A 21,931-nucleotide genomic window follows, 5' to 3' on the forward strand; every position below is an offset into this window, starting at 1 on the left:
CTATTAGATGTTACCTTTTTTCAATTCGCTCACTGCGAAATCAACCGCACGAGCAGTAAGCGCCATATACGTTAATGAAGGGTTGACACAACCTGCAGAAGTCATACAAGCACCGTCCGTTACAAAAACATTCAATGCATCCCAAACTTGGTTGTTACCATTTAATACCGAAGTTTTCGGATCACGTCCCATACGGGCAGTTCCCATTTCGTGGATACCTTGGCCCAGACCATATACATTATCGTACGTATACGTATCTTTTACGCCAATGCTTTCCAACATTTCCTTCATTTCATTTTGCATGTCACCACGCATCTTCAATTCATTATCCTTGATCTCAGCGTCAAAAGACAATACAGGTAAACCCCATTTATCTTTTTTGGACTTGTCAAGTGTAATTTTATTTTCGTGATATGGCAAGGTTTCCCCAAATGCGGTGAAGCCAACCGTCCAGTCGCCTGGCTCACAGATTGCATCTTTCCAAGCGCCACCTACTTCCATCTCGGCAACAGCACCAGACCAACGTCCACGACCCGCAGCACCTTGGTAGCCAAATCCGCGTACATAGTCGCGTTTTTTGGTATCACCTTCGACGTTCACGAATCGTGGTACATATAAACCTGTTGGTCTACGGCCATATACATAGCTATCCAAATAGCCATCTATTTTACCACCAGCACCACAACGGAAATGGTGATCCATCAAATTGTGGCCCAATTCACCGCTGCTACTACCAAGTCCGCCTTCCCAAACATCTGTAGCCGAGTTCATCAATACCCAAGTCGAGTTCAATGCAGATGCACAAACAAAAATCACTTTAGCAAAAAATTCATAAGTTTGGTTTGTTTCAGCATCTACAATCTCAACGCCTTTTGCCTTTTTCGTGTTTTTATCGTAGATAATTTTTGTTACGATGGAAAAAGGACGTAATGTCAAGTTATTTGTCTTTTTTGCCGCAGGAAGAGTCGCCGATTGTGTACTGAAATAAGCACCAAAGTTACAGCCCAACCAACATTGATTTTGATATTGACAATTTACACGGTCATGATGCGGAACGGTAATGTTTGCTGTTCTACCCATGATGAAATGACGTTGACCACCATATTGTTTTTTCAAACGCTCAGCCAGGTCTTTTTCAACAATGTTCATCGCCATTGCAGGCATGTAATCTCCATCTGGCAAAGACGGTACACCGTCTCTATTTCCAGAGATACCCGCAAATTTTTCAGCATAACTATACCAAGGAGCAATTTCATTATAACGAATCGGCCAATCCACACCGTGGCCATCTTTTAAGTTAGCTTCAAAATCCAAATCGCCCAAACGATAAGATTGTCTTCCCCACATTAAAGAACGTCCACCAACATGATACCCACGGTACCAGTCAAAACGTTTTACCTCTGTATATGGACTCTCTTTTTCATTTACCCAAAAATCCAGGTTCTTCTCATTCAAAGGATAATCTCTACGCAAAACCGGATAATCTTCGATCATTTGTTGCGTACGACCACCAGCATGAGGCCATTCCCATGGATTTTTATTTGGCGCAGTATAATCCTTGATGTGTTCAATGTTACGACCACGCTCCAGCATAATTGTTTTCAGCCCTTTCTCTGTCAATTCTTTCGCAGCCCATCCACCACTTATCCCCGAACCGATTACAATTGCGTCATAAGTATTTGTTGCCATCTCTCTTCTAATTATTTGTTTTTAAATAGTTATTTTTTCTGTTTAGTGTGCAGCATTTGTACTGTCGATCTTTTCGTCCTTGAAAAAAGCTAAAAAGATAAAAAATACAACAGCTGCGATTATTGCAGGTACAACCCAAGTATGATTCCAAAATCCCGCTAGGTCTGTTGTCTTCATTTCTTTGTATTTGTCTCCTACGTAACCAGCTACCCAAAAACCGATCAACTGTCCAACGCCATAGGTTGCCAAAGTGATCAAGCCCTGTGCTGCTGATTTGTATTTAACGCCAGCTTTGCTATCTGTATAAATCTGTCCCGAAACAAAGAAAAAGTCGTAACAGATACCGTGCAATGCAATACCGATCAACAACATGAACGATAGTTCGCCCGCATTGCCATAAGCAAATAACAGATAACGGATTACCCAAGCCAACATACCGACTAAAATTGTTTTCTTAAAGCCAAATCTTGTAAAGAAAATTGGTAAGGCCAATAAGAACAATACCTCAGAGCCCTGACCGATTGTCATTTTACCAGTAGCATTTTCTAGCCCTATCTCGGAAAGAAAAGGGTTTGCATTCGAATAATAAAATGCCAGAGGAATACAGATCAATACCGAAGAAATGAAAAAAATAAAGAAGTTCTTGTCTTTTAACAATTTAATCGCATCCAGACCAATGATTGATGCAAAGGATGGTTTTTCGGTTTCATCCAATTTAACCGGCGGCGTTTTAGGCAGTGCAAAAGAAAATACACCCAATACTAAAGAAGCAACACCCGATAATAGGAAAGTATTTTTTAATGCTCCTTCTGATGCTTTTGCATCCCAAAAATAACTGATAACTAAACCAGCTACTATCCAACCAATAGTTCCCCAAATACGTATACCTGAGAACTGTTTTTCTGGATTCGTCAATTGGCGAAAAGAAACTGAACTAGTCAAAGCTAATGTTGGCATGTAAAGTATCATATAGGCCAAAACATACGGATAAAATGTCGACATGTCTGCAGCACCATACATCTGATACATCAATACCGCACCGACCAAGTGTAAAACACCCAAAATACGCTCCGCATTGAAATAGCGATCTGCAATCATTCCGACAATAAAGGGAGCAATAATAGCACCCAATGATTGTGTAGAAAATACATTAGCCTTTTCAAATTCTGTTGCATTCAAATTCTTGCTCAAAAAAGTACCTAATGTGACAAACCATCCCCCCCAAATAAAAAATTCGAGGAACATCATGAAGGATAGTTTAAATTTTATTGTTGATGAAATCATAAAAAAAATGGTGTTTTACAATACTACTAATTGGTTTTACCTGCTCAATTTAAGAAATTAAATCTAATTGTCAATAGTACACTATTAAAATATTACAAAAAGCTATCGACCTCCCGATAAGCCGCCACCAAGCGATCCTCACCCTCTTTACCAGGTTTGGAAATACCATGTTCCATCCCCATGACACCCTTATATCCTTTACTATGAATGTGTTTGAATACGTTTTTATAATTGATCTCTCCTGTAGTCGGTTCTTTACGGCCTGGATTATCGCCAATCTGAATATAAGCAATTTCATCCCAGCAACGATTCATATTTGCAATTAAATCTCCTTCGGTACGCTGCATATGATAAATATCATATAAAATTTTACAGGATGGACTGTTCACGGCCTTACATAAAGCATACGTCTCATGTGTTTGCTGCAAAAATAAATCTGGTGTATCACTTAAGGTTTCCAACACCATCACCAAACCATGTGGTTCAAAGATCTCAGCACCCTTACGCATCGCAGTAAGTATGTTGCTGAACTGATTACCCCAAGGTAGTTTTCTTTCATAAAAGCCCGGTACCACAGTCAGCCATTTTGCATTGCAACGCTTGGCAGCTTCGACAGACTTCTTGCATGTTTCGACAAACTTATCTAAATACTCTTGTTTACCCGTCGCTAAAGAAGGCATCCAGTTTTGTCCGCCATCCACAACAAATACACCCATTGTCATGCCTAACTTAGCCAATAAATCACCGATCTTCTTCTGCTCATCCAATGTTCTGCCCAAATAGCCATTATCTTCTATTCCACGAAATCCCAAATCATACATATACCGAATTTCATCCAGGAAATTGTCACCTGCATGATTTTTGAACATCCCCTGATGCGGGGCATAATTTAAGTTAAATGTCTTTCCTTTATCCATCGTATTTGCTGTATTTTGAGTGGTTGACGCAAAAGTCTGTCCAGCTAGTCCTGCCCCGGCGGCCAAAAGACTACCTTTAATAAAATCCGATCTCTTCATTTTATTTATAATTGATTAATTTTTAAATAATTTACCAAATCCATCCGAATAAATCGCTTCGATGGACTGATTTTTATTTTTAAAAATGACAAAAACCTCCACACCCTTCAATTTTTTGGCCTTTGTCTTAACTTGTTCGGGTTCCATGCCCATAAAATAATTATCCAGTGCATCTGCTTCCATAGCAGTCTTCGCATAGACGCTGACACTCAATATATCGGTCATGTATGGAAAACCCGAAACAGGGTCGATATGATGACCCAATTTTTTCCCTTTATACTTAATAAACTTTTCGAAACTGCCTGCCGTTGTCAGCGCCCCTTCTTTGAGCTGCGCAACAGCGGTCATCAATTCCTCCCCGCCCGCATCATCGGGCTGAACAATACCAATAGAAAAGCCCTGCCCACTTGGCGGAGTCCCTAAAGCCCTGATTTCACCACCGACCTCTACCATATAATTGGCAATCCCCTTTCGCCCAAGATAGTCGGCCAAAACATCTACCGTATAGCCCTGGGCAATACCATTTACATCTATTTTAATCCCTTTCTTCTTTTTGATCAGCCGATTGCCGCTAACCTTCAGATAGTGCATTCCCACTAGTTCCTTCGCTTTTAGCACCGTCGCCGAATCTGGGGCGACCGGACTCTTATTAGCACCAAAGCCCCATAGGTTGACTAGCGGGGCAATAGTAATATCGAATTGACCTTTCGATAATTTATGATATTTAAAGGAAGCTTTTATCACCTTGGCCATATGGCTATCCATCACAATAGACATTACCGTATCTGTATTGAACTTGGATATTCTCGAGTCCTTCCGATAAATTGACATCGAAAAATCAATCGCCGTTAAAATACTGTCAACTTCCGACCGTCTAACAAGACTGTCGGAAGCGAAGTAAGTGATATGGAATTGAGTCCCCTGCGCGGGTCCTTCCAGCCGAATTTTATGGAGTTTCGTTGATGGTATTTGCGCCTGTACATCAATGCAACAAATCGTGACAAAAAATAGAAGACACAAATTCCACCTTAATCCCATCGGCCCAAAAACTTAAATATATAGGTTTGTGTTTTGACCAGGCATCGCTACAGGGTAAAAACCTTCTGCATCCGGAAGTAACTTTGGTTTAGCATCCCAAGCAAGTACATCCGGCCCCAGTTTGATAGTAGATTTCAAGGCTTCATCCCATTTGATCACCTTACCTGTATAACAAGCGATACGCCCGATAATACCTGTCAACGTACTATAAGCACCATATTCTGCATTATCAAATTTATATTCGCCTTTCGAAATTGCTGTAAAAAGTTCCTTATGTTCTTGTTGATAAGGATTTGGATTGCCCTTGGCATCATGGCGATAGATTTCTTTTCCTTTCCAGTCGTACAATACAGCCTGTCCACCTGCAGAAAGATAAGCACGTCCTTTTGTTGCCTGGAATTGCTCGTCTACACGGTTATGTATACCCTCAAAGTGTCTACACTGACTATAAACAACACTGTTATCAGCATAGGTTAATTCTAATGCAAAATTATCATAGATTTCACCATACTCTTTGCCTGTACGGTGTGCTCTGCTCCCTGTACCTTGGATCGATACGGGATAAGCGCCTTTTACCCAATTGGCGATATCAATATTGTGCACGTGCTGCTCAACGATATGATCGCCACACAACCAGTTAAAATAATACCAGTTACGCATTTGGTACTCCATTTCAGTTTGCTCTGGCTTGCGCGGACGCACCCATACGCCACCTGAGTTCCAGTAGACTTGTCCAGAGGTAACATCACCGATAGCACCTTCGTGAATACGTTTGATAGCCTCACGGTAATTCGTTTGATAACGGCGTTGCAAACCAACCACAACATTCAATTTTTTACGTTTAGCTTCTGCAGCCACACGTAAGACCTGTTGTACACCAGGTATATCAACCGCTACCGGTTTCTCCATGAAAACATGTTTACCTTGACGGATCGCTTCCTCAAAATGCATTGGTCTAAATCCTGGAGGAGTTGCCAAAATAACAACATCGGCCAATTGAATTGCATCTTTATACGCATCGAACCCTACAAATTTATGGTTGTCACTTACATCGATCTTATCTTGCCATTTTTCTTTCAGCGTTTTATAAGTACTTTCTAAATTATCTTTAAAAGCATCTGCAAGTGCCACCACTTTAATGTTCATTCCCGAACTTAACGCATCAAATGTAGCTCCAGTTCCGCGGCCCCCACAGCCCACTAAGGCAACTTTGATAACATCTGAACCAGCAGCATATGCACCTGATAAAGGCATTGAGCTCAACACAGCGCCCCCAGCAACTACAGCAGAAGTTTTAATAAAATCTCTTCTTTCTAGATTTTCCATAACAGTTTTATATTGATTATTTTATATTAAAAGTCTTTGATTGGCTGTTTGTCGTAATAAGCCATAATTTCTTCGTGACTGGGTGGATTAAGGGGTCTTACCAGTCTCATACCCACAAATGGGGCTTCCGGAAACCACCAGTTACTTTTTGGAATTTGTGGATCCAACTGTTTCCACACGGGATCTGAAGCACCACGCGCTGCAGAGCGCATGTCCTCGGCCCCACTGTCAAAAGCACCACCTCGTACAACATGTGGATACAGGGTTGTCGGAACAACTACGGGGTTGGTCAATACCTTTCCTTTGCCTTCATTGTAACTATCGGCCTTATATTGGTCATAAGTCCACTCAGCAACATTGCCATAAATATCATAAAGGCCCCAAGGGTTCGGTTTCTTCTGTCCTACAATATGTGTTTTCTGTTCACCGTTATCTTTAAACCAGGCATAATCTGCTAATGGCGTTGCTTGATCACCGAAAAAATAAGTTGTCTTTGAACCAGCTCGAGCTGCATATTCCCACTCAGCCTCTGTTGGTAAACGATAAAACACACCCGTACGGACATACAACCACTTACAGAATTGGATGGCATTGTAATGGGTCATCGCCAAGGCCGGGTGTCCTTCTTTTCCAAAACCAAAAGTCATATCCAAATAGGGTTTGGTAGGTCGCGTAACGGCATCAATCTCTTTGGATACTTTACCGTCCTTACTCTTTGCGATCTCATAATCTTTATACAGAAACGGTTCAAAGAGATCCCAGGTTACTTCATACTGCCCCATCCAAAATGGGTCCAACTTCACCTCATGTGCAGGTTTTTCATCTTCTTTCCCGCCGCTTGTAGTTCCCATTTTAAAACTACCACCAGGGATTGCTAGCATTTTGAACGTCAGATTGGTTCCTTCAATGGGTTGCTCATACGGTTCGAACGTCTTCTGAGCCATAGCGTGCACGCCAGCAAATAACAAAACAGGAATAAAGATTCTTTTTAACATATTTAGGTTTGTAATTAGAGACTAAAATATAAAATAAGGTGTATACTTTACACTTTGACACTATAACTTTTTTATTACAGTTTAATTCTTAACATAATAGTCCATTCGTAATAACGATTTAGCAAGATACTGATTAGGATCCTCGGGGAACTTAATTAGCCTGAAAATCAAGATCAATAAAAAAGGTTTTCCATTTTCATGGAAAACCTCGATATCTTATCACAGCATGCCTGTGTCTAAAGCAGAATCTTACGACTTACCGCCTTATCGATGGTAATATACCCCGGGTAGAACACCGACTGCCCTGCGATATTGATAGAAGGTTTAACTTTTAACGTAAATATTCCCTTTTTATTCTCATCGCTTGACATTAAAAAATCCTGCAGGTCCGAATTCTTCAACAAATCATAGATATTGGTGGCTATACGCACATTGGCCACTGTAGATTCTCCGGGCTCTATTTGTAATGATTGATTCACAATCCCTTCCACAAGCTGCTGTCCGCCGTAAAGAATGATATACTGGAACTTATTGATAGACGCTTTTTTGAGCGTCGGGTTATCAATTTTAAGTCGGATAACTGCATCCAATGGAATATCTTTCCGCAAATAGGCCAATGCCAAGCTCGGCGCGGCACCTAGGTCAATTTGATTATTCCTGATCAGTCGTTGCAATGATGTTCCAGCCAATCGAATACTATCTACCGATTCCACATCGAATTTACATTTCGCCAAATTTTCGATCTGTGCCTTTTGTCGACTCACACCACAGCCGGAAATAAACAACCCCAGCAGAACCAAACATCCAAATAAAATTTTCTTGCTCATAGCCACTATTTTCCTCCAAATTTATATAAAACTCCCAGTGTAAACAATGGGTACCCTGCTTTTAAATAGGTATTACTTTTAAAACCGAATACCATACCGTTCGTATATTGCAACTTCCATCCTTTCCCTAACCCCATTCTTGTATAAAATACAGGTTCAATAAGCATATTATCTTCTTTCTCTGCCGGAAGGCCATCAATAGCAAAATTTTTCATACGCATATTGCTCAGCCGGATGATGGTACCGTAATCGATATCATGCCGGTTGCCGAACAATTTCAGAGCATCCTTTTTCTCCGATGAAAAGTTCACCTGCACAAACACCTTGTCAAAATCCATGTCCTTCGTTTCTACAACGGCTTGTCCCATTGTCGACGAACGCTTATCAACCACGCTGGTATTACCCAGTCCATAGCCCCCGTAAACCTCAAATACACGATTATTTTTTCTACCAAAGCGTGTAAAATAACCTATCCCCGCTTCACCCATCTTTTGTGCGTAGTCTTTGATATTGGATCTATTATCGACATATGAACCATTGGCAATGACAGCCACATGATCAGTTACAGCTACCCCCAGGTTGGCCGATACATTGGCCTTTGTATTGATATTGCCGGAAACATAGACCTCGCCAGCTTCTGTAAACATCGGCGCTGAAGGCACATTAGGCATGTAAATCGAACTACAGGAATAAAATGAACAGGCAAATAACCCGGCACACAAACCATATCCAAACTTGTTGTATTTCATATGTAAGTATTTATTCAATCGTGCTTGCATCCAGTGATATTTACGAATGCTACGCCTATTGTCTTAAAAACACCTATCCCTTATAAAAATTGTACCAAAGCGGTTACATTTAACAGAAAATAACAATTTAAACAGCCCAAAAAGCTTAAAAAGCTCAGTACCAAGCCCGATAAATTCAGCATACCAGGTAGCAATTCCGCAGAGCAGCCCGCTATCCTGCTCCAGCATCACCCGATAGCAGACACATCGGAACAGTAGCTAAAAGTATAAACAACAAAAAAAGGCATCAATTTCTTGATGCCTTTCCAATATTGTTGCAAAACCTTATGCTTGTTCTGTAGGAACTACAGATACATAAGATTTATTGTTAGCTTTTTTACGGAAAACTACTTTACCGTCTACTAAAGCGAACAATGTGTGGTCTTTACCAATACCAACGTTTGTGTCAGGATTGTGTTGTGTACCGCGTTGGCGTACGATGATGTTACCAGCGATTGCTTGTTGACCACCGAAGATTTTGATACCTAAACGCTTGCTATGTGACTCACGGCCGTTCTTAGAACTACCCGCACCTTTTTTGTGTGCCATTTCTTTATCTTAATTTAAGACTATTTGTCTGATTAAAAATTCAATTATAACGTAATACCAGTGATCTGGATTTTAGAAAATTGTTGACGGTGACCGTTTTTCTTTTTGTAGCCTTTACGACGTTTTTTCTTGAAAACGATAACTTTATCGCCTTTTAAATGAGACAAAATTTTAGCCGAAACTTTTGCACCAGCAACGCTAGGTGTACCAATGGTAAATTTACCACCGTCTTCTGCTAACAATACATTGTCAAATTCAATACTAGCGCCTTCATCTCCTTGTAAACGGTGTACAAAAAGGAACTGGTCTTTTGCAACCTTAAATTGCTGTCCTGCTATATTTACTATTGCGTACATTGTTAATTAATTAAATGTGTTATTAAATGAAGGGCAAAAGTAATCAGTTTTTATCATAATTCAAAGACAAATTTACTTTTTCGTTTCCAATTAAACGTTATGAGTTGAACAGCATTGTCTTAATCCGTATCGGGACAATGCTGTTCACCCCTGTTTTCGCTTACCAAACCAAAATTCTCTTCTCTGGTGCTACATACATTTTTGCCGTAGGCTGTACATTAAATGCTTTATAGAAGGCCTCCATATTGTATACGGGACCATTTACCCGAAATTGTTCGGGGCTATGTGGATCAACTTTTAAACGTAACCGCATGCGCTCATCGCTGCTCTTTACGCGCCACACTTGCGCAAAACTCAGGAAGAAACGTTGATCTGGTGTAAAACCATCAATTTTATCCTGTCCCTGCCCTTGCTTGGTTAATTTGAAAGCATCATAAGCAATATTCAAACCGCCGATATCTGCCAGATTTTCACCTAAAGTAAGCTCACCGTTTACATGTTGATTGTCCAACAGTGTAAAGCCACCATATAACTTCGCTACCTGATTGGCGCGTTCCGTAAACTGTTTCGCATCCACTGCCGTCCACCAATCGTTCAAGTTACCATCTTTATCATATTGACGCCCCTGGTCATCAAAACCATGTGTCATCTCGTGTCCGATAACGGCACCTATAGCGCCATAATTGATCGCATCGTCCGCATTGGCATCAAAGAATGGGAACTGCAAGATGCCGGCCGGGAATACAATTTCATTATACGGTGGATTGTAATAGGCATTCACCGTAGGTGTCGTCATCAGCCATTCGGCCTTGTCAACCGGTTTGCCGATTTTACCTGCCATTTCTTTATAGGCATGCTTTGCAGCAGACTGTAAATTGGCATAGTAGGTATCTTTGGCAACCTCCACATCACTGTAATCTTTCCACTTCTCCGGGTAACCGATTTTTTTGGTAAATGCTTCCAATTTTTCAATCGCTTTCTTTTTGGTTTCAGGTGTCATCCAGTCCAATTTCTCGATACGGCTCTTATAGACTTTTTGCAAATTATCGACCAATTCGAGCATTCGTTTTTTTGCTTCGGGTTTAAAATACTCATCCACATACAACTTTCCGACAATCTCGCCAAGGTTCTCGTCGGCCGAGCTCACCATCAGCTTCCAACGTTCCTTCTCCTGCTTCTGTCCATTTAGGGTTTTTCCGAATAATTCAAACTTTGCATCCCTGAAACCTTTGCTCAGTGCCGTCGCAGAAGCATTCGCTAAATCTGCTTTTAGTTTTGTTTTCCAACTAGCTAAGGACTGTGATTTCAACAAATTATTCAGAGCAAGATAAAATTTGGGTTGCTGTACCAAAATGGTATCGGTCTTCACATCCAAACGTTGCAAAATATCTTTCCAATTGAGGTTTGGTGTTTGTTTTTGAAATTCCTGTACCGCAAATTTATGGTAGTTTTTGATGGGATCCCGCAATTCCACCGGTGTAGCATGCGATTTGGCTATTTCTGTTTCCAAGCGCAGCACTTCCTCAGCCGACTTTTGCGCATTTGCCCCTTCGCCGATCAGTCCGAATAATTTTACCAGATACGCAACATAGGCCTCCCGGATTTTCTTCGCTTTGTCATCCTGATCCAAGTAATAACTTGCTTCAGGCAGGTTAAGTCCCCCCTGGAAAAATTGCAATGCATTTTTAGTGCTGATCCGGTCATCTGCTGCTACATAAAATGTAAAAAGATCACCATCACCCTCTTTAAATCCATCCGCAGCATAAGCGATCAATTCATCCATACTTTTCAACCCATTGATTTTTTGAATAGCCCCTTCGATCGGTTTCGCGCCCAATTTATCAATCGTCACCGTATCCATACCACTCGCATAGAAATCGCCGGCCTTTTGCTGATCGGAACCTTTTTTGTTGTCAGACTTCGCCGCACCCTCCAAAATAGATTTCAGGTTTGCCAGGTTTTCATCAGCAAGAATATAAAATGAACCCCAGCCAGTTTCAGAAGCCGGGATCTGGGTATTTTTCATCCAGCTTCCATTCGCATATTGGAAGAAATTATCTCCTGGATTCACTGTGGTGTCCATGCCTGAGACATCAAAAAAATTTGTGCGGACCTCCTGAGCAGTATCGCTTTTCTTATTTGACTGACATGACATCATCATTAAGACCATGGATAGCGTCCCCCATTTGACTTTTTGTATCATATTTTAAGAGATTAAAAGAGTATTTAAATTTACTTCAAAAGTTTCACTTCATACAAATCCTTCCGTCTATCCTTCTTGACTTTAACGGTACCGTACTCATGCAGGTCTCGTAGGGCATAAAGATCAACGTCGGCAATAAGCACCATCTCAGCATTCGGTGTCGCCTCAGCTTTAATGGCATTATTGGGAAAAGCAAAGTCCGAAGGGGTAAAAACAGCGGACTGCGAATATTGTATATCCATATTATTCACACGCGGCAAATTGCCCACGGAGCCTGCAATGGCCACATAACATTCATTTTCTATCGCCCTAGCCTGCGCACAGGTACGCACCCGGATGTATCCGTTTTGAGTATCCGTCATAAAGGGCACAAATAGGATCTGCATCCCCTGATCGGCCAAAATACGGCTCAGTTCAGGAAACTCTACATCGTAACAGATCAACAGCCCCACTTTACCACAATCGGTGTCAAACACCTTCACCTCACTTCCGCCCACCATACCATAATATTTAAATTCATTTGGTGTGATATGAATTTTTTTAAACTCATCCAGCTTACCGTTGCGATGGCAGAGGTAGGAAACATTATAGAGTTTTTTGTTTTCCACCAAAGGCATCGACCCGGCAATGATATTCACATTGTAGGAAACGGCAAACTGTTGAATGCGATCGATAATCTCCGAGGTATGCTGCGCAAGCCTCTCCATTGCCAGGCGCTCGGGAAGATCATTATACGGACTCATCAACGGCGTATTAAAGAATTCCGGAAACATGATAAAATCGGTTCCATAATCACTCACCGTATCCACAAAGAATTCTATCTGATCGTAAAATGCCTCAAGATTATCAAATAAACGCATCTGCCATTGCACCAGTCCCAAACGGATTGTCTGCTTAGTCGTCGAAATAGACCTTGTCTCGGGCTCATAATAAATATTATTCCATTCCAACAGGGTAGCGAACTCCATCGATTCAGCATCCTCGGGCAGATAGTGCTTAAGTATTTTTTTGACATGAAAATCATTCGATAGCTGAAAGGTCAGCGTCGGATCATAGATCTCCTTACGTTTGACTTTCTCGATATAAACCCGCGGACTCATTTTATCCGCATAGTTATGGTAATTGGGAATACGCCCCCCGGCAACAATACATTTGAGGTTCATCTGTTCACACAGCTCCTTACGTGCATCATAGAGACGGCGTCCAAGACGTAAGGCCCGATGTGCCGGATGAACAAACACTTCTATTCCGTACAGTGTATCTCCATCATCACTATGTTTGGTAAACTTACCGTCATCGATAATATCATAATAACTATCGTAAATATTATTCTTCTTTGAATTCAGGATAATCGACAAGGCACAAGCGACCACATGTCCATCAATCTCCACACATAGCTGCCCTTCAGGAAATAACTCTATCAAATCCTGAATATTTTCCTTTGACCAGGTCTCACCAACACCATCATATGCCTGTTCCATCGATTTTTTCAAATCAACATAATCCTTCTTTGTCAAGTTCCGCACTTGAATATCCATATAAATCTCCTTTTTGAAATTAGTTATTTAAATTTAGTAAAAGTAAAGGCCAAGTCCAAAACTAGCAATAGGCAACAAGCGAACACCAGATGGCATACAATTTCGTATTTTAGACAGTGCTTACTCAGTGATTGTTCAGTGCTCGTTCAGTGCTTGCTCAGTGTACACTGAATATGCACTGACTTATTACTGTCTAAACATTGATTAAAAAATGTTAATAGTTACTACCTAGTATGCAGATGTTTCAATTTTAATATAGATCTTGATGATCCAATATCTTAACAGGCAGTTAGGATCATCGTCTTTTTCATACATAAACCGAATCGGAGCATCGGAAAGACATACTAAAAATAAAGCCAAAAAAAAGCGCCAATGTTCAATTGGCGCTTCTGATATCTCAATGATAGCTGCTCTCAACTATGCTTGACCTTGTGGCGTTCCAAAAGGGAATGCAACTGTAGGATCGCCACCTTGTTGAGGTTGTTCAGCAACACCTAAGTCCATTTTAATTGGGCCATTTAATGCTTCGAAACGGTTCACGTTATCAACCAATGCACCTAACAAGCGTTTTGCATGCTCTGGAGTCAAAACGATTCTTGATTTCACTTTTGCTTTTGGCACTCCTGGCATCACACGGATAAAGTCAACCACAAATTCAGTATTAGAGTGAGTGATAATCGCAAGATTTGAGTAGGTTCCTTCTGCTACTTCTTCTGTCAACTCAATGCTCAATTCGTTTTGATTTTGGTTATTTTCCATAATAATTCTAATGATAAGTTAATATATTCTTAAATTCTACTTTGTAAATGTTCTAAAGTCTTGTCCGTTCTCGATATTCAATAATGTCTCGTAGATCAATCTGATCACGTTGTCAACATCTTCTTTATGTACCATCTCCACTGTTGTGTGCATATAACGGAGCGGTAAGGAAATCAATGCCGACGGTACACCACCATTGCTATAGGCAAATGCATCCGTATCAGTTCCTGTAAAACGAGAGGAAGCCTGACGCTGGAAAGGAATATCATTCTTTTCAGCAACCTTCACCAACAGTTTATTCAGATTGATCTGAACCGCTGGAGCATAAGACAATACAGGGCCTTTTCCTGAAAACAGATCTCCCTGCGTGATCTTATTGATCATCGGAGTTTGTGTATCATGTGTCACATCGGTTACGATAGCGACATTCGGTTTGATACGATCTGCAATCATTTCGGCGCCACGTAAACCAATCTCTTCCTGCACCGAATTTACGATATATAATCCAAATGGCAATTTCTTTTTATTCTCTTTTAGCAAACGAGCAACCTCAGCGATCATAAAACCACCGGCACGATTGTCCATAGCCCGCCCAACATAATAACGGTCGTTGAGGATAGAGAATGTATCTTCGTAGGTAATAACACAACCCACATGTATACCCAGGGCTTCAACCTCTTCTTTGGTACTACAGCCGCAGTCCAAAAAGATATTTTTCAGCGAAGGATTTTCTTCTTTCTCTCCCGAACGTGTATGAATTGCCGGCCAGCCGAATACAGCTTTGACAATGCCCTTTTCCGTATGGATATTCACGCGCTTAGACGGTGCAATCTGGTGATCCGAACCACCGTTACGAATCACATAGATCAGTCCATCTTTGGTAATGTAATTGACAAACCAAGAAATCTCATCCGCATGAGCCTCTATAACGACCTTGTACTCCGCTTTTGGATTGATTACCCCTACAGCTGTACCGTAGTTGTCAACGAATGTATCATCGACATAAGGCTTCAAATAATCCAACCACAGTCGCTGTCCTTCCCACTCAAATCCTGTAGGAGAAGCATTATTGATATATTTTTCAAAAAATGAAAGCGAATCTTTAGTCACAACCGCGTTGTGCTTCGGCTCTTTTTTCTTGTTTTTTTCTGCCATCTTTTCCTTTTCTATTTACTTTCGTCAAAATATGAAAATTTCAATGAAATGCAAAAGTAAAAATGTTTTTTGAAATATTGTTTGCGCAATTTATTTTAGATCATAGCCCTTTATTTTAGTAAAAAGGATCAGCAAAAGACAATATTTCATTCACGATGAATCAATTAAGTTCGCAGCCCAATGATATTATATTTAAAAACAAATTGTAGGAATAAAAAATGAGATTAAAGCTTATCTTTACTCCAAAGTAATTTAAACAGCTATAAAATTTATGAATTCAATATTAAGTGCAATACATTGGAATATTGACCCTGAAATGTTCAACTTTGGCGCCTTTGCCCTTCGCTATTATGCCTTATGCTGGTTATTAGCGTTTTTTGTTTCATACGTGATCATGTTGCGTATATTCAAAAAGGAAGGCCGCACACAAGAAAAGCTGGATCAGCTTTCAATTTATATTTTCCTGGGCACTTTGATCGGAGCTCGATTAGGACACTGCCTATTTTACGATTTTGACTATTACAAAGATCATATACTTGAAATCTTCCTTCCATTTAAATGGGATAAAACAGGATTTCATATCACCGGCTTTGCAGGTTTGGCTTCTCACGGTGGCGCCATCGGAATTATCCTCGCATTATATTTATTCTGCAGAAAAACAAAAACCGACTTTCTATGGCTAGCGGACCGATTGGTTGTCGTAGTCCCTATTGCCGGTGCACTTATCCGTATCGGAAATTTCTTCAATTCTGAAATAATTGGTACGCCTACAGATTTACCTTGGGCTATCGTGTTTGAACGTGTCGACAATGTACCGCGCCACCCGGGACAGCTTTATGAAGCAATCGCCTATATTTTGATCTTTATTATCATCGGTTCCCTATTCAAATCGAATCCCAATCGCCAAAAAGGTCAATTATTTGGCATATTCCTAGTCTTATTATTTGGTGCACGTATGGTGTTGGAACATTTTAAAATTGATCAGGAAGCCTTCGAGCAAAGTATGGCTTTAAACATGGGCCAATTACTGAGTATACCTTTTATCCTGGTGGGTTTCTACTTTATCTTCCGGAAAACCAAAGCTTAAAACAGGGCGCAATATATCCTTGTTTGCAAATACAAGATTTAACAGGCATCTTTTCTAGAAAAGATGCCTGGTTTTTTTTCCCAATACCTACAAAGATTACTATATTAGGCTTCAATAAATAATATATCCTTTTACAACAAGAAACTTAAGCCTAAAATGAGTCTAACACAAGCAGCATCTGTCGAAGCAAACGAAAAGATGCTTCAATACAATGGCCAATATGGAGCGTACGGCGGATCTTATATCCCCCCGGTACTGGAAGAGCAATTAAATAAACTGGCTTCTTTTTTCGATAGCCATGTCCAAAAAGAAGAATTTCAGAAAGAGTTTATTGCGATCTTAAAACATTATGTCGGTCGTCCCTCACCTTTATATTACGCGAAGAATTTAAGTGAGTATATTGGCTCCAAAATCTATTTAAAGCGGGAAGATCTCAACCATACGGGTTCCCATAAGATAAACAACTGTATCGGTCAAATTCTTCTGGCCAAACAGATGGGAGCAACAGAGATCATTGCCGAAACTGGCGCCGGTCAACACGGTGTTGCAACAGCAACAGCGGCAGCATTGTTAAACATACCATGTAAAGTATTTATGGGCGAAATCGACGCTGCACGCCAGGCGCTGAACGTCAAACGCATGGAATTGTTAGGCGCCGAAGTTGTAACGACCAACTTAGGTAGCCGTACATTGAAGGATGCCGTCGATGCGGCCTTGATGTATTACGTTGAAAATCCAACATCCTATTATCTACTGGGATCGCATGTCGGCCCGCACCCCTATCCAAAAATGGTCGGCTATTTTCAAAGCGTTATCGGTAAGGAAGCACGCCAGCAGATACTTGATCAGGAAGGGCGCCTTCCAGACAGCATCTTCGCCTGTGTAGGTGGTGGCTCAAATGCTATTGGCTTATTTTCGGGTTTTCTCGATGATCATGACGTCGAGATTCATGGTGGCGAAGGCGGTGGAACCGGAACTTATCCAAAAACAGCTGCGACACTTTCTTTTGGCAAACCAACCGTATTCCAGGGAACCTTTTCGTACTGTTTGGTCGATGATGAGGGCAATCCGATCCCGTCAACCTCGGTGTCTGCGGGCCTTGACTACCCGGGGATATCGCCACAACATGCCCAGCTAAAAGATAGCAATCGTGCAAACTATCACCCCGTGACAGATGCGGAGGCTATCGATGCCTACAAGTTACTTTCCCGACTGGAAGGTATTATTCCTGCCATTGAATCATCACATGCTGTTGCCCTTGCGGTGAAATTGCTAAAAGACAAAAACAAAGTCGCTATTGTGAACCTCTCGGGACGTGGCGACAAAGATGTTGACCGCGAATTCTAGAAGGCAGCATCAAAATACATGAGTAGGCCGAGTGCAGGGCCCTAGGTTAGGCACTCGGTCTAAACGTTTTATCCATTAGCTAACAATCTCCAAGATGAAGCGACCAAGAAATCGTCGAATAGTTTTAAAAACAGTAATCAGCCTCGTCATCTTACTTTGCCTGGGCCTGATAGGCTATAATCTTTATCCAGAACCAACGTTGGATCAGCATGCCAAAGTAGACAAGCTTATCGTCTATAAATCAAAAAGAACACTATTGGCCTATAGTAAGGGAAAGCTCCTAAAATCTTACCGTATTTCATTGGGCGGCCAACCTGTGGGCGCCAAAGAATTTGAAGGCGATTTAAAAACACCCGAAGGGCTTTACACGATCAACGATAAAAATCAATATAGCAGCTATCACAAAAACCTGGGGTCTCCTACCCAAATGAACAGGATATTGCCCACGCCAAAAGTTTAGGAAAAGAGGCCGGTGGCGACATCAAGATCCACGGACTTCGAAACGGACTAGGCTTTATTGGTAAATTGCAGCGCCACATGGACTGGACTTTCGGTTGTATGGCACTTACAAATGCAGAGATTGACGAACTTTTTGATGCTGTTCCCATAGGTGCAGCTATTGAAATAAAACCCTAACTGGAATAAAGACTTAACTAAAACAACTCTTGGCTGGAACACACCCCTAACGACCTGAAGGCTAAAGCGCCGAATGGCCCGTCCATTACGCTCATCCGCTGGCCGCTTAGCCGTTCCCCCTATTTTACCCTATACCTCGTTTTCAAAATACTACAAGATAAACCCTAAATATTACAACCCCATGTCTAATAAATTATCGATTTTTGAGTTTACATTAGTAACTTGTATTTAAAATAATTCCGATGGAATATCCAATGTGATAAACACAAATACCGATGACCACATCACAGCATGCACGGCATCCAAGAATTAAATACACCTGCACAAAATCAACAGGATATTCCATAGGACCTCTAAAAGACAACATGCGAAGCATTCATAAATACCATTGGATGCAGACTTAAATCAGTAATAATTTAGATATGAAACTTGCAATAAAGAATATGGTATGCAATAGATGCATTATGGTTGTTGAAAATGAATTGGCTAAGCTCAATCTCCATGTTAAGCATATTTCTTTGGGCCAGGTTGAGATTGAAGAAGAGCTGAGCAAAGCGGAGAGCAAGCAACTTGCCTCAAATTTTTCGGCACTTGGTTTTGAATTGATTGACGATAAAAGAACCGTCATCATCGAACAGGTAAAACATGTCGTATTGGATCTTATCCGTAATCAACATAACGACACCCCCCTTAATCTTTCCGAAATCATCAGCACGAAAGTGCACCATGATTACAACTACATCTCCAATCTTTTTTCGGATGTTGAAGGCATAACCATCGAAAAATACTTCATCGGCCAGAAAATTGAATATGTCAAAGAGTTATTGGTTTACGATGAACTTACCTTGAGTGAAATTGCCTATAAACTCAATTACTCCAGTGTTGCTTATTTAAGCAATCAATTCAAAAAAGTAACCGGATTGACGCCAAGCCACTTTAAGCAAATCAAAGACAATAAACGCAAACCACTTGATAAGATCAACGACTAAGGACCTGCGATGCGCTTCACAGCGCAGGAAGAAATCAAAGTTTGACCGCTTCTGGCTATCGCAGAAAAAGAATCTACAAAACCACTTTTGGGACATTACCAACTGTCAAGACCGTTAATCCGTGGTTCAAAAAAAAAGAAAAGGCTTCCGAGCGGAAGCCTTTCTTTTAAAATTGCCCTTTCAAATTAGCAACCCTTATCTTAAATATCTCTAATTCTTTTTGTTGTTGATTGATAAAAGAATTTTCCTCCAGTTTTCCTACCACAATATCACGCTCTTCATCATTGGCATAAACCATGTTTTTGAACTGATTTTTGTAGTCTTTGGCACGGGATTTATAAATCTGTTCACCAATCCAGATCCGGTGTCCAAGCGCCTGATCCAACAAAGATACAATTTTATCTGTTGATAAAACCATACCTTCCAAATTTAAGATTTCTATTAAAGACAAGAGTGCATGTTCACGTTTATCTAAGGGGTATGCTTTACTTTTATCGTGATAGAATTCATGAATACCATCCCATGAATCTATTTTTTTTGATTTGACGTCATCTAGGAAAGTTTGCAGGGCATTGCTTTCGATCAGCTGTCCACCTATATTTTCCCAGCTCGTACGCGATCTACCCGATAAGGCTTCAATAATATCCTGCAGTGACAGGCCTTCCTCGAGCGCATCCATCAGGTGCAGTACACCATAGTATTTAATAAACGAACGATATAAATGATAAGCCTCGCCAACCTTCTGAATAACAGTCGGTCTTCGTGAATTTTCGGCTCCTTGCAGCACAATTGTCTGATCTTTTAGGTCCATGTTGTTGGCAAGCAGTGCCCGGCCCGCAACAATACGTTCGTGCTTATCCTTCCCAACTGCAGTGTGGAGACTATCTGCCACGGCCAAGGCCAGCATATCCATCCCTTCAAACATTTCATTCACCGTATCCGGTGCCAACATATCGTATTCAAAATATTGGTTTTTAAAATGTCGATTGTCCCGCGCCGCATACTTATTGGCATTCCGTACCAAAGCATACATATTGTACATAAACCAATACCCCGGAATCAAGACCAGTTGATCATGTTGTACGTCATTGCTCACTAAGGTAAAAGGCAACTTGATATCCAGTTCATGCAGAAAATCCCCTTTTACAATAAGGCAATACGATGCAAACCTGGAGTTGTGTTTTAGGCTCACACAGAGTCCAGGCCAAAAACCACGTCCCGCAATAATTTCACCGTCCGCAGCTCTGGAGTTGTGATTAGATCCTACGGTTGCTCCAGCAGCCATATTACTTTGGCCCATCACCAATGCCGCACATAAAAACGAGTTGTTATGGTGCTGTTCATGTGCTGGAAAAATCAAGGAATTTAATACTTCACAACAGGAAATTGTCGAGTTGTCTCCCAAATAAGAGTTGATCAGGCGCGCGCCATATTTCAACTGCGAATAGGAAGCCAGGATAAAACGTACAGCTTTAACGCCGTAAAATATACGACAGCCATAGCCAATAATTCCATTAACAAGCTCACAACCCTCACCGATCTGTGTATACGATTCCTGTGAGGAATTGACGGTTACATTTTTCAGCTTACTGACCCCTTTGATATAAACATCAGTCCCAATCTTGACATTCTTGATCGTTAACGTATTTTTGATGACACAACGGTCGCCAATTTGGCTGTAATAGCCGCGTTGACTTCCAAATTTTTGATCCGTCAGTTCTCCAAATCGCTGCTGTAAAGCATGATCATGCCGATTGCGGGTCCAAAGGTATACATCTGCAGCCTGCATGCCATCAAAAGGGTAAACCGAGCGGGCACCATTTTCGTTGCAGAGCTCCAGCTCGATCCGTTTCTCCGACTCTTCACCGTCACGGAGGATGCCATTACCAAACTTGGCTGTACTACCGGTCTCCATTTCCTTGATCTGGCTCAACAGCACTTCATTACCAACAATAAAGTAGGACAAGTAGCCCACATAATGAACAGCAACATCGTCACCAAAGTCCGAGCTGATGATCGTCGAATGGTACAGGCCAATGGGCAGCTGCAAATTGCGGTAATCCAGGTAACTCGGACTCAAATTGCCGATACGGACCAGACCGTAGAACTTACAGTGCTGCACCTGATTCGGATCGAAGACTGCCGATACTTTGACCTTGGCCCAGTCGCTTGACCAGTTACCGTTATGAATCAACTGTTGAATCTCCGTTTCCGTCAGATCGCGGTAGTCATTACGCGGGTTTTGCTGAAAGCGCAGGGTATATTCATCTTGTCCTGCTGGAATAAATTCATCTGGGATAAATCCATAGCCCAGCTGTTCCAAAGGTTTCTTCTTCAATACACTCATAG

Annotated in this window: 20 protein-coding genes; 5 read left to right on the forward strand and 15 right to left on the reverse strand. The window is 41.2% G+C overall.

Translation table 11 applies throughout. The annotated features are described in order from the left end of the window. Positions 1-3: 3 nt before the first annotated feature. The 14 genes from IQ31_RS01535 to IQ31_RS01600 form a co-directional block, all read right to left on the reverse strand. Positions 4-1,689 carry a GMC oxidoreductase gene (locus tag IQ31_RS01535; protein ID WP_145326895.1) on the reverse strand — a complete coding sequence of 562 codons (1,686 nt, stop codon included), beginning with the start codon at positions 1,687-1,689 and terminating at the stop codon, positions 4-6. A 42-nt stretch (positions 1,690-1,731) separates the two neighbouring features. After that, positions 1,732-2,970: a nucleoside permease gene (locus IQ31_RS01540; protein ID WP_145327011.1), complete on the reverse strand. Its 1,239-nt coding sequence runs from the start codon at positions 2,968-2,970 to the stop codon at positions 1,732-1,734. 95 nt (positions 2,971-3,065) lie between these two features. Next, complete coding sequence (locus IQ31_RS01545; protein ID WP_145326896.1) at positions 3,066-3,989, reverse strand: hydroxypyruvate isomerase family protein; 924 nt, start codon at positions 3,987-3,989, stop codon at positions 3,066-3,068. A gap of 15 nt (positions 3,990-4,004) precedes the next feature. Then, on the reverse strand, positions 4,005-5,027 hold the full coding sequence (locus IQ31_RS01550) for an FAD:protein FMN transferase (RefSeq protein WP_145326897.1): 1,023 nt from the start codon (positions 5,025-5,027) through the stop codon (positions 4,005-4,007). A 12-nt stretch (positions 5,028-5,039) separates the two neighbouring features. Continuing rightward, positions 5,040-6,353, reverse strand: a complete 1,314-nt coding sequence (locus tag IQ31_RS01555) for a Gfo/Idh/MocA family oxidoreductase (RefSeq protein WP_046672915.1) — start codon at positions 6,351-6,353, stop codon at positions 5,040-5,042. A gap of 26 nt (positions 6,354-6,379) precedes the next feature. Then, positions 6,380-7,348: a formylglycine-generating enzyme family protein gene (locus IQ31_RS01560; protein WP_075992891.1), complete on the reverse strand. Its 969-nt coding sequence runs from the start codon at positions 7,346-7,348 to the stop codon at positions 6,380-6,382. Positions 7,349-7,584: 236 nt separating this feature from the next. After that, positions 7,585-8,175 carry a hypothetical protein gene (locus tag IQ31_RS01565; protein WP_145326898.1) on the reverse strand — a complete coding sequence of 197 codons (591 nt, stop codon included), beginning with the start codon at positions 8,173-8,175 and terminating at the stop codon, positions 7,585-7,587. Between the two features lie 5 nt (positions 8,176-8,180). Beyond that, positions 8,181-8,924 (reverse strand): hypothetical protein, encoded by a 744-nt coding sequence (locus IQ31_RS01570; protein ID WP_145326899.1) that lies wholly within the window; start codon positions 8,922-8,924, stop codon positions 8,181-8,183. 324 nt (positions 8,925-9,248) lie between these two features. Then, entirely contained in the window at positions 9,249-9,512 is a 264-nt protein-coding gene (gene rpmA / locus IQ31_RS01575; RefSeq protein ID WP_046672918.1) for a 50S ribosomal protein L27, read from the reverse strand. Positions 9,513-9,556: 44 nt separating this feature from the next. Beyond that, positions 9,557-9,868 carry a 50S ribosomal protein L21 gene (rplU, locus tag IQ31_RS01580; RefSeq protein WP_028068281.1) on the reverse strand — a complete coding sequence of 104 codons (312 nt, stop codon included), beginning with the start codon at positions 9,866-9,868 and terminating at the stop codon, positions 9,557-9,559. A 160-nt stretch (positions 9,869-10,028) separates the two neighbouring features. Next, positions 10,029-12,071, reverse strand: a complete 2,043-nt coding sequence (locus IQ31_RS01585) for a M13 family metallopeptidase (RefSeq protein ID WP_145326900.1) — start codon at positions 12,069-12,071, stop codon at positions 10,029-10,031. A gap of 29 nt (positions 12,072-12,100) precedes the next feature. Continuing rightward, positions 12,101-13,609, reverse strand: coding sequence for a carbon-nitrogen hydrolase family protein (locus IQ31_RS01590; protein ID WP_145326901.1), 1,509 nt, complete (start codon positions 13,607-13,609; stop codon positions 12,101-12,103). Positions 13,610-14,026: 417 nt separating this feature from the next. Further along, entirely contained in the window at positions 14,027-14,368 is a 342-nt protein-coding gene (locus tag IQ31_RS01595) for a DUF3467 domain-containing protein (protein ID WP_046672455.1), read from the reverse strand. Between the two features lie 36 nt (positions 14,369-14,404). Continuing rightward, on the reverse strand, positions 14,405-15,523 hold the full coding sequence (locus tag IQ31_RS01600; protein WP_145326902.1) for a M42 family metallopeptidase: 1,119 nt from the start codon (positions 15,521-15,523) through the stop codon (positions 14,405-14,407). Positions 15,524-15,794: 271 nt separating this feature from the next. Here IQ31_RS01600 and lgt point away from each other — a divergent pair, with 271 nt between their 5' ends. From lgt to IQ31_RS01620, 5 genes are all read left to right on the forward strand, one after another. Further along, on the forward strand, positions 15,795-16,610 hold the full coding sequence (gene lgt / locus IQ31_RS01605; protein ID WP_145326903.1) for a prolipoprotein diacylglyceryl transferase: 816 nt from the start codon (positions 15,795-15,797) through the stop codon (positions 16,608-16,610). Positions 16,611-16,766: 156 nt separating this feature from the next. Beyond that, on the forward strand, positions 16,767-17,957 hold the full coding sequence (gene trpB, locus IQ31_RS01610; RefSeq protein WP_244294290.1) for a tryptophan synthase subunit beta: 1,191 nt from the start codon (positions 16,767-16,769) through the stop codon (positions 17,955-17,957). Between the two features lie 94 nt (positions 17,958-18,051). Beyond that, positions 18,052-18,417 (forward strand): L,D-transpeptidase family protein, encoded by a 366-nt coding sequence (locus IQ31_RS01615; protein ID WP_244294291.1) that lies wholly within the window; start codon positions 18,052-18,054, stop codon positions 18,415-18,417. Between the two features lie 56 nt (positions 18,418-18,473). After that, complete coding sequence (locus IQ31_RS27820; protein ID WP_342212499.1) at positions 18,474-18,593, forward strand: L,D-transpeptidase; 120 nt, start codon at positions 18,474-18,476, stop codon at positions 18,591-18,593. Between the two features lie 422 nt (positions 18,594-19,015). Next, entirely contained in the window at positions 19,016-19,582 is a 567-nt protein-coding gene (locus tag IQ31_RS01620) for a helix-turn-helix domain-containing protein (RefSeq protein WP_145326904.1), read from the forward strand. 166 nt (positions 19,583-19,748) lie between these two features. Here the strand turns inward: IQ31_RS01620 and IQ31_RS01625 are convergent, their stop codons facing one another. After that, positions 19,749-21,929 carry a DUF4954 family protein gene (locus tag IQ31_RS01625; protein WP_145326905.1) on the reverse strand — a complete coding sequence of 727 codons (2,181 nt, stop codon included), beginning with the start codon at positions 21,927-21,929 and terminating at the stop codon, positions 19,749-19,751. Positions 21,930-21,931 lie beyond the last annotated feature (2 nt).

This window comes from Sphingobacterium siyangense, assembly GCF_007830445.1.
GTDB classification, from domain to species: domain Bacteria; phylum Bacteroidota; class Bacteroidia; order Sphingobacteriales; family Sphingobacteriaceae; genus Sphingobacterium; species Sphingobacterium siyangense.